Genomic DNA, 10,292 nt, shown 5'->3' on the forward strand with positions numbered 1-10,292 from the left:
GCCGGAAGACCAGGCCGCACCCGAAGCCCGGGCCGGGACGGCCGGAGGCGAAACCCGTCGCGACGACGGCCCGCCTTCCGAGTCCTCGTCCCCGGACCCCGACGAAACCCCCACTCCCGACGACCCTTCCGGAGGCACGCGGTGAACGGCGCTCTCGACGTCGCCCTGCGACTCCTCGTCGTGTTCGTCGTCTTCCTCACCTTCCCCCTGATCGTCGGCCAGACCGAGCACAAGGTCATGGCCCATATGCAGGGCCGTCTCGGCCCGATGTACGCCGGCGGCTTCCACGGCTGGGCCCAGCTCGTCGCCGACGGTGTGAAGTTCGCGCAGAAGGAGGACGTCGTCCCGGCGGGCGCGGACCGCCGTGTCTTCCAGCTGGCCCCCGCCGTCGCCCTCCTGCCGTACCTCCTCGTCCTCCTCGCCATCCCGATCGGCCCGGGCGAGAGCGCCGTCGGTCAGGCGGTCGATGCGGGCATCTTCTTCGTCCTCGCCGTCATGGGCGTCGGCGTCCTCGGCTCGCTCATGGCCGGATGGGCCTCCGCCAACAAGTACTCCCTCCTCGGCGGCCTGCGCACCGCAGCACAACTCCTCGCCTACGAACTCCCGATGCTGCTCGCCGCCGCCTCGGTGGCGATGGCGGCGGGCACCGTCTCGCTCCCCGGCATCGTCGACGCGTTCGAGTGGTGGTGGCTGCCCTGGCAGATCGTCGGCGCCATCGTCTTCTTCGTCGCCGGTCTCGCCGAGCTGCAGCGCCCGCCGTTCGACATGCCCGTCGCCGACTCGGAGATCATCTTCGGGGCGTACACCGAGTACACCGGGCTCCGTTTCGCCCTGTTCCTGCTCGCCGAGTACGCCGGAATCATCGTCCTGTGCGGCCTGACCACCGTTCTCTTCCTGGGCGGCTGGCACGGCCCCTGGGGTGCCGACGGTCTCGGCTGGGTCTGGACGCTGTTGAAGACCGCGATCCTCGCGTTCGTGGTCATCTGGCTGCGCGTCACCTATCCCCGACTGCGGGAGGACCAGCTCCAGAAACTCTCCTGGACCGCCCTTGTCCCCCTCTCTCTCGCCCAGATCGCCCTCACCGGCATCGTCAAGGTGGTGATCTCCTAGTGTCCCGACCGTCGCCCGACCACCGCACCGCGACGACGCCCTCCGGGCGGGCCCGCCGGTCTGTCCCGGGCTCCGGCCTCGCCAAGGGCCTGGCCGTCACCCTCCGCACGATGACGAAGAAGTCCGTCACTGAGCAGTACCCCGACGCCCAGCCGGCTCTTCCGCCCCGCAGCCGCGGTGTCATCGGCCTGTTCGAGGAGAATTGCACGGTCTGCATGCTGTGCGCCCGCGAGTGCCCGGACTGGTGCATCTACATCGACTCCCACAAGGAGACGATCCCGGCGGCGACCCCCGGTGGCCGGGACCGCAGCCGCAACGTGCTCGACCGCTTCGCCATCGATTTCTCCCTCTGCATGTACTGCGGCATCTGCATCGAGGTCTGCCCCTTCGACGCTCTGTTCTGGTCCCCGGAGTTCGAGTACGCCGGGACCGACATCCGCGACCTCACCCACGAGCGGGACAAGCTCCGCGAGTGGATGTGGACCGTGCCGGCTCCGCCCGCCCTCGACCCCGGCGCCGAGGAGCCCAAGGAGATCGCCGCCGCCCGCAAGACCGCCGAGAAGCTGGCCGCCGCGCAGGCCGAGCCGACCGAGCCTGCCGATCCGCGGGAGGGAGCGTCATGAGCCTCGCCTCCGCCCTGGCGACCACGACCGCCACCGAAACGCACGGCTTTCTCTCCCCGACCGGCGTCGAGATCGCCTTCCTCCTCGTCGGGCTGGTGACCTTCGGCGCCGCGCTCGTCACCGTCACCACCAGGCAGCTGGTGCACGCCGCCTTGTGGCTCGTGGTGACCCTCGGCGGTCTCGCCGTCGAATACCTCCTGCTCACCGCCGAGTTCATCGCGTGGATGCAGGTCCTCATCTACGTCGGTTCCGTGGTCGTCCTCCTCCTGTTCGGGCTGATGCTCACCAGGGCGCCCATCGGCCGCTCGCCCGACGCCGACTCCGCCAACCGCTGGGCCGCCCTCACCGTGGCCGTCGCCGCCGCGGCCGCTCTGGTCTGGGTGGTCGTCGACGCGTTCCGCACGACCTGGATCGACCTCGACGGCGCCCCCTCGGGCTCCACCAAGGTCACGGGCGCAAGCCTGTTCCAGAACTGGGTGCTTCCCTTCGAGGCCCTCTCCGTCCTCCTGCTCGCCGCCCTTGTCGGCGCGATCGTTCTCTCCCGCAAGGCGAAGGCGGACGCGGCGGCCTCCACCGCGGACACCCCGACCGTCCCGGCCACCCGGAGCGAGAAGGAGGGCGTCCGCTGATGCACCTTGTCTATCCCGCCGTCCTCTCCGTCCTCCTCTTCTCGACGGGCCTGTACGGCGTGCTCGCCCGCCGCAACGCGATCCTCGTCCTGATGTCGGTCGAGCTGATGCTCAACGCCGTCAATCTCAACCTCGTCGCCTTCGACGTCTGGCTGAGCAGGACCGCCCGCGAGACGCTGCACTCCGGCCAGGCCCTGACCCTGTTCACCATCGCCATCGCCGCCGCCGAGATCGGCATCGGCCTGGCGATCGTCCTCGCCGTCTACCGCAACCGCGGCACCTCGGACATCGACAGACTCCGCGACACCGCCGAGGGCCATGAACGCGACACCCCCGCGGCTGAGAAGGCTGAGGCCACCGCGTGACCACGACCACCCTCGCCGCCCTCGTCCCCCTCCTTCCGTTCCTCGGCGCCGCGGCCGGCCTGCTGCTGGGCCGCACCGCACCCGGCTTCGTCCGCCCGGTCGCCGTCCTGCCGACCGTCGCGGCGCTCGCGCTGGCCGTACTGGTCGCCATACGTCAGGGCGGCGGCCGGGCCATCGACTCCGCGACCGAGCTCACGCCCACCGGCTCGGTCCCCATCGAGCTCACGCTCCACATCGACGGCTTCGCCGCACTCGTCGCCGTTCTGGTGGGTGTCGTCGCCTGCTGCGTGCAGATCTACTCGACGGGTTATCTGCGCGACGACCCGCGTTACCCCTCGTACGCCGCTCTCGTCTCCCTGTTCACCTCCGCGATGCTCCTGGTCGTCTACTCGGGCGACCTGATCGTGCTGCTGGTCGGCTGGGAAGTCATGGGCATCTGCTCCTACTTCCTGATCGGCCACTACTGGGAGACCCCGGAGGCCCGCGCCGCCTCCATCAAGGCCCTCCTGGTCACCAAGCTCGGTGACGTCCCCTTCCTGATCGGGCTGTTCGCGCTCGGTACCGACGCCGGTTCCTTCCGCATCACGAAGGTCCTGGGCACCGTCGCGACCGGCGGGCTGCACCACCCGACCCTGATCGCGCTGCTGCTCCTGGCCGGTGTGGCGGGCAAGTCGGCACAGTTCCCGCTGCATACCTGGCTCCCCGACGCGATGGCGGGCCCGACGCCCGTCTCCGCGCTGATCCACGCCGCGACCATGGTCGCGGCCGGTGTCTACTTCATCGCCCGGCTCCTCCCGGTCTTCGAGGCCTCCTCGGCCGCGATGGTCGTCCTCGCCGTCATGGCCGCCGTGACGATGGCGGGATCGGGGCTCGCTGCGCTCGCCCAGGACGACATCAAACGCGTTCTCGCGTACTCGACGATCGGCCAGCTCGGTTATATGACCGGCGCCCTCGCCGTCGGCGAGCGTGGTGCCGCCGTCTTTCACCTCCTGTCCCACGGTGCCTTCAAGGCGTTGCTCTTCCTCGCCGCCGGCGTGATCATCCACGCCGCCGGCACCAACTCGCTGGCCGCCATGTCCCGTATGAAGGACCTGCGCGCCCGCGTCCCGGACGCCTACTGGACGATGACCGTGGCGCTCCTGGCTCTCGCCGCAATCCCGCCGTTCGCCGGTTTCTTCTCCAAGGAGTCCGTCCTCGGCGCCGCCGAGCACGTCGCCACCGGCCACACCGAGCACGCCCCCGGTGCTGCGGGGTGGATCGTCCTGCTGGTCGGCCTGTTCACCGCCCTGCTCACCGCCTCGTACGCGACCCGACTGTGGCTGCTCGCCTTCCGGGGCCACGGAGCCGAGGCACCGGACCACGGCAGGCAGCCGCTCGTCATGAACGTCGTGCTCTGGGTGCTGGCCGTTCCGTCGCTGGCGTTCGGACTGACGTACGGCGTGCTCCCCGACTGGTTCGACGGTCATGACCTGACGCCGACGCTCATCACCTCCGTCCTCGGCACGGGCCTCGCGCTGGTCGGGGGACTCGTGACCTACGGCGCCTGGCGGCACACCACCGCGCTCGCGGCCCGTGTCCCCCAGGGGGCGGTCGTGGCCCGCCCCGAGGCGGACGCCGGTCCGGTCGAGGCCGAGGCCATCGCGAGCCACGCGCCCGCGTATGGAGAGGTCGCCTACGCGTACGACGCCGCGGACCCGGGCCGTCTTCTGCTCGGCCCGCTGCACCGCCATGCCGCCGTCGGCTTCCATCTGGACGCCGTGTACGACGCGCTCTTTGTCCGTCCGGTCAGGGCCGGAGCGAACCTCGTCCGGTTCCTCGACCGCGAGGTCGTCGAGACCTATGTACGCGGCGCCGGCGCCCTACCTCGCCTACTGGGGGCCGCCGTACGGCGCGCCCAGACCGGCAATGTGCAGACCTATGTGAGCGCGCTGCTCGCCGGCACCGTCGTCCTGGCGGTGGCCGCCCTCCTCGTCGCCACGGGAGCGTGAGCAGACGTGATCGATATCAGCGAGTCCGTGATGCAGTTCCTTCTGGCGTTCATCGTCGTCGTGCCGCTCCTCGGTGCGCTCGCCGCCCTTCTGCCGGCCCCGCCCGGGCTGAAGGGGAAATCGCCCGAGCAGGCCGTGCTGCGGCACGGCGTGACGGTCACCGGCGCCGTGCTCATCGCGGCGATCGTCCTGGCGCTCGGCTTCGACCACGACCATCCGTCGAAGATGCAGGCCACAACCGACATCAGCTGGATCCCCGCACTCGATGTGCGGATCCACCTCGGCATCGACGGCATCTCCCTCCCCCTTCTGGTCCTGACCGCGCTGCTGACCTTCCTCTGCGCGCTCTACTCGTACTTCAAGATGCCTGCGGGCCCGTCCCCGAAGGCCTTCGTCGCCCTGCTGCTCGTCCTCCAGTCCGGCACCCTCGCGACCTTCGCCGTCCTCGATCTGCTGCTGTTCTTCCTCGCGTTCGAGATGGTGCTCATCCCGATGTACTTCCTCATCGCCCGCTGGGGCGGTGAGGGGCGGACCCAGGCGGCCTGGAGGTTCATCCTCTTCACGCTGCTCGGCTCCGTCGTCATGCTGCTCGGCCTGCTCCTGATCGGGCTCAAGGCGGGCACGTTCGACATGGTGGCACTCGCCACTGACAGCGGCCGGTCGCTCACCACATCCGTGCAGGTCATCGCCGTTCTGGCGATCGGGATCGGGCTCGCGGTCAAGACGCCGATGTGGCCGCTGCACAGCTGGCTGCCCGACGCCCACACCGCCGCGCCGACCGTCGGTTCGGTGCTGCTGGCCGGTGTCCTGCTGAAGATGGGTACGTATGGGTTCGTCCGGATCCTCCTGCCGATCGCGCCCGACGGATTCCACACCTTCGCCCCGTACCTCGCCGCCCTCGCTGTCGTCGGGATCGTCTACGGATCCCTCGCCTGTCTCGCCCTGGCCAAGCGCGGCGCGAAGGGCGACCTCAAGCGGCTCATCGCCTACTCCTCCGTCGGCCACATGGGCTTCGTGCTGCTCGGCATCGCGACGACGACCCCGACCGGCGTGAACGGGGCGCTGTTCGCCAACATCGCCCACGGCCTCATCACCGGCCTCCTCTTCTTCCTGGTCGGCGCGCTGAAGGACCGCACCGGTACCACCGACCTCGACACCCTCGCCGAGAAGACCGGCGCCGCCCTCTACGGCAAGGCTCCCCGCCTCGGCGGCCTGCTCGCCTTCGGCGCGGTCGCCTCGCTGGGCCTGCCGGGCCTGGCCGGCTTCTGGGGGGAGATGCTCGCGATGTTCGGCGCGTTCAAGCCCGCCGCCGATCTCAGCCGCCCCGCGTTCCTCACGTTCATGTCGATCGCCGCGTTCGGCACCCTGCTGACCGCGGCGTACATGCTCATCGTGGTGCGGAGGGTGTGCATGGGCGCCGTTCCGCAGGACTCCCCGCAGCTTGCCGACGTGCACACGTTCGAACTCGCGGCCTGGACACCGCTCGTCGCGCTCACCGTCGTCGCCGGCCTGTGGCCCAGGGCCCTCCTCGGCCTGACCGACCCGGCCGTGCAGCAACTCCTCGCAGGAGGCACCCGATGAGCTCCCTCGTCCAGTCCGTCGACTGGCTGGCGATCGCGCCGCCCACCATCGCGGCAGTCGTCGGGCTCGTCGTCCTCGTCGCGGACCTCTTCCTCGGCGAGCGGAGGAAGGCGCTCCTCGGCTGGGTCTCACTGGTGGGACTCACTGCCGCGGCGCTCATGCTGCTCCCCCTCCTGAACGGCGACCGCGCCACCTTCTGCCTGGCGGGCGACCCGCACCTCTGCAGCTACACGGCGGACCGTTTCACCCTCGTCATCCAGTTCCTCGTGCTCGGCGGCGCCCTCCTCGCGGGCCTGCTGTCCGTCACCGCCCTCAAGGACGCCAAGAGGCAGGTCCCCGAAGGGGAGTTCTGGTTCCTGCTGCTCTCCTCCGCGGCCGGTGCCGCCCTGCTGCCCGCCTCCCGCGACCTGGCGACCCTCATCGTCGCCCTCGAGGTCGCCTCCCTGCCCGCGTTCGCCCTCGTCGGCATCCGGTACGGCGACAAGAGGTCCTCCGAAGCGGCCCTGAAGTTCTTCCTCTCGTCCGTCACCGCCACCGCGGTGAGCCTCATGGGAATCAGCTTCGTGTACGCGTCCACGGGCACGCTCTACCTCACCCAGGTCGCCGACCGGATCCAGCACGTGGACGGTCAGCTGCACGTGCTTGCCCAGACGGGTGTGGTCCTCACCCTCGTGGGCTTCGCCTTCAAGACGGCCGCCGTCCCGTTCCACTTCTGGGTACCCGACACGTACGTGGGCGCGCCCCTGCCGGTCGCCGCCTATCTGTCGGTCGTGGGGAAGGCGGTCGGCTTCTCCGGCCTCATCCTTGTCACCGTCGTGGCCCTCCCGTCCTACTCGGACGTCTGGGGCCCGGCACTCGCCGCGCTGGCCTGTCTCACGATGACCGTCGGCAACGTCGGGGCGCTGCGGCAGCAGGCCACGCGCGCGTACAGCGCCGTACGCCTGCTCGCCTGGTCCTCCGTCGGCCAGGCCGGTTACCTCCTGGTGCCGATCGCCGCGGCCGGCTACTCCAAGGACGCCCAGAAGGCGATCGGCTCCACGGTGGCGTACGCCCTGATGTACGCGGCGGTCAACCTCGGCGCCTTCGCCGTGGCCGCGCTCGTGGGCCGTACGAGGACTCTGAACCGCATCACCGACTACCGCGGCCTGTACGCCTCGAACCCGCTCGCCGCCCTGTTCCTGGCGTTCTTCCTGCTCTGCCTGGCCGGCCTCCCGCCCGGCATCATCGGCCTCTTCGCCAAGGTCACCGTCTTCTCCGCGGCCGTCGACGCGGGCCTCGGCTGGCTCGCCGTGGTGATGGCCGTCAATGTGGTGATCGCACTCTTCTACTACCTCCAGTGGACGGCCCTGCTCTTCCGGGCTCCCGAGGGCGAGCCCGAGAAGCACCGGGTGCCGGCCCCGCTCACGACCGCCATCGCGCTGACCGCCGTCCTGGGCGTCACCCTGTCCGGAGCGCCCCAGCTGGTACTGCGCTTCTCGGCCACCGGCCTCTTCTGACGGACGCCCTGCACGCGCGTGTGCACGCGGAATCCTCACGCGCGTGCAGGGTGCGTGCCGCCTCTTCACCCGGACGGCTCACACGCTCCGATGCCCGCACAAGGGAACTCGAGCTCGCCGCCTGGCGTTGACCAGTGCGGGAGGGTCCACTGAGAAGTGGAGTCAACAACATTCGCAGACAAAGGGTTCCCCTGCCGCACCACTTGGAGGGCGTACCGTGCACCGCCGGCACAACGGGCTCAGGACCGCAGTACTCCTCGGGGGACTGTCCGCACTCATCATCATCATCGGCAGCTTCTTCGGGCGTACCGGCCTGATCGTCGCGCTTCTCGTAGCGATCGGCACGAACGCGTACGCGTACTGGAACAGCGACAAGCTCGCTCTACGCGCGATGCGTGCGCGCCCGGTGAGCGAGTTCGAGGCCCCCGCGCTGTACCGCATGGTCCGCGAGCTCTCGAACCAGGCCCGCCAGCCCATGCCCCGCCTGTACATCTCTCCGACGGACGCGCCGAACGCGTTCGCGACCGGCCGCAACCCGCGCAAAGCGGCCGTATGCTGCACCGACGGCATCCTCCGCCTCCTCGACGAGCGCGAACTGCGAGGCGTCATCGGGCACGAGCTGAGCCACGTCTACAACCGCGACATCCTGATCTCCTCGGTGGCCGGCGCCCTCGCCTCGGTGATCATGTTCCTGGTGAACTTCGCCTGGCTGATCCCGATCGGACGCTCGGACGACGACGAGGGCCCCGGCATCCTCGGCCTGCTCCTGATCATGATCCTGGGCCCGCTCGCCGCCACTCTCATCCAGCTCGCCGTCAGCCGCTCCAGGGAGTACGAAGCGGACGCCTCCGGCGCCCAGCTGACCGGCGACCCGCTGGCGCTCGCGAGCGCCCTGCGCAAGCTGGAAGTGGGCACCCAGCAGCTGCCCCTGCCGCCCGAGCCGCGCCTCGAGACGGCGAGCCACATGATGATCGCGAACCCCTTCCGTGCCGGTCAGGGACTCACGAAGATGTTCTCCACACACCCGCCGATGGGGGAGCGCATCGCCCGGCTCGAGCAGATGGCAGGTCGTCACCGGTGAAGACGATCCTGAACGTCCTCTGGCTCGTCCTGAGCGGCTTCTGGCTGTTCCTCGGATACCTGCTCGCGGGCGTGCTGCTGTGCCTCACGATCATCGGCATCCCGTTCGGCATCGCGGCCTTTCGCATCGGCGTCTACGCGCTGTGGCCCTTCGGCTATACGACGGTCGAGCGCCGTGACGCGGGCGCGCCCTCCTGCATCGGCAACGTCCTGTGGCTGATCCTGGCCGGATGGTGGCTGGCCCTCGCCCACATCGTCACCGGCATCGCCCTGTGCCTCACGATCATCGGCATCCCGTTCGGGACGGCTCAGCGGCGCTCAGCATCATCCGGGGATCGACCCGGCCTTCAATGGTCATCGGTGGCAGCAGCTCAGGGGCCCAAGCCGGCACTCGCGTTGTGTGCGTGAGCGCTTCGTTGACCCGTTTCCAAGTGCCGTCGCTGGACCACCTGCGGAAGTGGTCCGCCGATGTCTTGGTTACTCCCAGCTCAGAGATGATCTCCGGCCAGGACATTCCCGTACGCGCTTTGTAGAAGATCGCGTTGACTGAGCGGCGGATTGCGTCACCGGGGCGCTGAGGAAGCAGCGGGGCGACTGTCCGCCAGTCGGAATCGGAGAGGACAGCGGCAGGGACCTCCAGACCGGCCGCCTCGTACCAGGCGCGTACGGGACAAGGCGTCCCGGTCTTCAGCTCCTTCGGTACGGGCCCGGTGAACGTCACCCTCACTTCCAGCAGATCGAGGATCTCGGCTTGTTGAACCGGTTCCATGTGTCGGAATGAGCTGCGCGCGAGCTTGGCGAGATCCCGTAGATCACGACCCCTGCGGTCCGCGTCTTCCATCTCGGAGAGCCACTGTGCGGCTTCATCGCGGAGCCTTTCGAGCTGTTGCAGCTCTTCGCCGAGAGGAGCCGTGGCGGCGGCGATCGCCTCGGCCGACCGGGTCCTCTTGGCCGTGGCTACGGTCACGGCAGTGATGGCCTCATTGAGTTCTCCGATCTGCCGGTCAAGATCAGAGATCCGCTCGATGTTGGCTTCCTTGTCTCCTTCGGAAAGGCCGATCCACTCCGCGGCAAGTTCCTCCAGCCTGCGGCCGTCCCCAATGAGCTTCACGACCTCTTCCCAGACGTGATCCTCAAGAGCTTGAGCGTCCACGTACGAGCAGCCGCACGATTCTTTTCCAGCGGGACGATTACTATTCCCGCCACTGCAACGATATTGACGTCCGCCAGAATTCGTTGATTCACGGCTGATCCCGGTATAGGTATTTTCGCACAAGCCGGTGACCCTGCCGGAGAGCGGGTAGGTGGCACAGTTGCGACGCGTGGCCATTACCCGTACGACCGACTTACGCTTGAGGTTGGCCGCCTCATCGGGGGTGAGGATGCGCGGAAGCTTGATCGTGATGGACTGCCCCCATAC

Annotated in this window: 9 protein-coding genes and 1 pseudogene; 9 read left to right on the plus strand and 1 reads right to left on the minus strand. The window is 69.1% G+C overall.

Annotated elements, in window-relative coordinates; genetic code table 11:
- Positions 1–141: 141 nt before the first annotated feature.
- From VXC91_RS38365 to VXC91_RS38405, 9 genes and pseudogenes are all read left to right on the plus strand, one after another.
- The gene (locus VXC91_RS38365; protein ID WP_329511977.1) at positions 142–1,110 is read left to right on the plus strand and encodes a complex I subunit 1/NuoH family protein; all 969 of its coding nucleotides are present in this window, start codon (positions 142–144) and stop codon (positions 1,108–1,110) included.
- A gap of 110 nt (positions 1,111–1,220) precedes the next feature.
- Positions 1,221–1,733, plus strand: a complete 513-nt coding sequence (locus VXC91_RS38370; protein WP_329511984.1) for a 4Fe-4S binding protein — start codon at positions 1,221–1,223, stop codon at positions 1,731–1,733.
- Positions 1,730–2,362 carry an NADH-quinone oxidoreductase subunit J family protein gene (locus VXC91_RS38375; protein ID WP_329511978.1) on the plus strand — a complete coding sequence of 211 codons (633 nt, stop codon included), beginning with the start codon at positions 1,730–1,732 and terminating at the stop codon, positions 2,360–2,362. Before VXC91_RS38370 ends, VXC91_RS38375 begins: the two co-directional genes overlap by 4 nt.
- Positions 2,362–2,727: an NADH-quinone oxidoreductase subunit NuoK gene (nuoK, locus tag VXC91_RS38380; protein WP_329511979.1), complete on the plus strand. Its 366-nt coding sequence runs from the start codon at positions 2,362–2,364 to the stop codon at positions 2,725–2,727. Before VXC91_RS38375 ends, nuoK begins: the two co-directional genes overlap by 1 nt.
- Complete coding sequence (locus tag VXC91_RS38385; RefSeq protein ID WP_329511980.1) at positions 2,724–4,715, plus strand: NADH-quinone oxidoreductase subunit 5 family protein; 1,992 nt, start codon at positions 2,724–2,726, stop codon at positions 4,713–4,715. Before nuoK ends, VXC91_RS38385 begins: the two co-directional genes overlap by 4 nt.
- A gap of 6 nt (positions 4,716–4,721) precedes the next feature.
- Entirely contained in the window at positions 4,722–6,296 is a 1,575-nt protein-coding gene (locus tag VXC91_RS38390) for a complex I subunit 4 family protein (protein ID WP_329511981.1), read from the plus strand.
- Positions 6,293–7,792, plus strand: coding sequence for an NADH-quinone oxidoreductase subunit N (locus VXC91_RS38395; RefSeq protein WP_329511982.1), 1,500 nt, complete (start codon positions 6,293–6,295; stop codon positions 7,790–7,792). The genes VXC91_RS38390 and VXC91_RS38395 overlap by 4 nt, the downstream gene beginning before the upstream one ends.
- Positions 7,793–8,009: 217 nt before the next feature.
- On the plus strand, positions 8,010–8,873 hold the full coding sequence (htpX, locus tag VXC91_RS38400) for a zinc metalloprotease HtpX (RefSeq protein WP_329511983.1): 864 nt from the start codon (positions 8,010–8,012) through the stop codon (positions 8,871–8,873).
- Positions 8,870–9,181: pseudogene (locus VXC91_RS38405) on the plus strand (YccF domain-containing protein); the annotation flags it as partial. The gene htpX and the pseudogene VXC91_RS38405, both read left to right, overlap by 4 nt.
- Here the strand turns inward: VXC91_RS38405 and VXC91_RS38410 are convergent.
- Positions 9,156–10,202, minus strand: coding sequence for a transposase (locus tag VXC91_RS38410; protein WP_329511985.1), 1,047 nt, complete (start codon positions 10,200–10,202; stop codon positions 9,156–9,158). The pseudogene VXC91_RS38405 and the gene VXC91_RS38410 sit on opposite strands and share 26 nt — an antisense overlap.
- Positions 10,203–10,292: the final 90 nt, after the last annotated feature.

Source organism: Streptomyces chiangmaiensis (assembly GCF_036281785.1).
Lineage (GTDB): Bacteria > Actinomycetota > Actinomycetes > Streptomycetales > Streptomycetaceae > Streptomyces > Streptomyces chiangmaiensis.

Excerpts from the sequence above, each read along its gene's own strand:
- VXC91_RS38395 (WP_329511982.1), top strand. The coding sequence starts at position 6,293 with ATGAGCTCCCTCGTCCAGTCCGTCGACTGGCTGGCGATCGCGCCGCCC.
- VXC91_RS38370 (WP_329511984.1), top strand. The coding sequence starts at position 1,221 with ATGACGAAGAAGTCCGTCACTGAGCAGTACCCCGACGCCCAGCCGGCT.
- nuoK (WP_329511979.1), top strand. The coding sequence starts at position 2,362 with ATGCACCTTGTCTATCCCGCCGTCCTCTCCGTCCTCCTCTTCTCGACG.
- VXC91_RS38375 (WP_329511978.1), top strand. The coding sequence starts at position 1,730 with ATGAGCCTCGCCTCCGCCCTGGCGACCACGACCGCCACCGAAACGCAC.
- VXC91_RS38410 (WP_329511985.1), bottom strand. The coding sequence starts at position 10,202 with ATGGCCACGCGTCGCAACTGTGCCACCTACCCGCTCTCCGGCAGGGTC.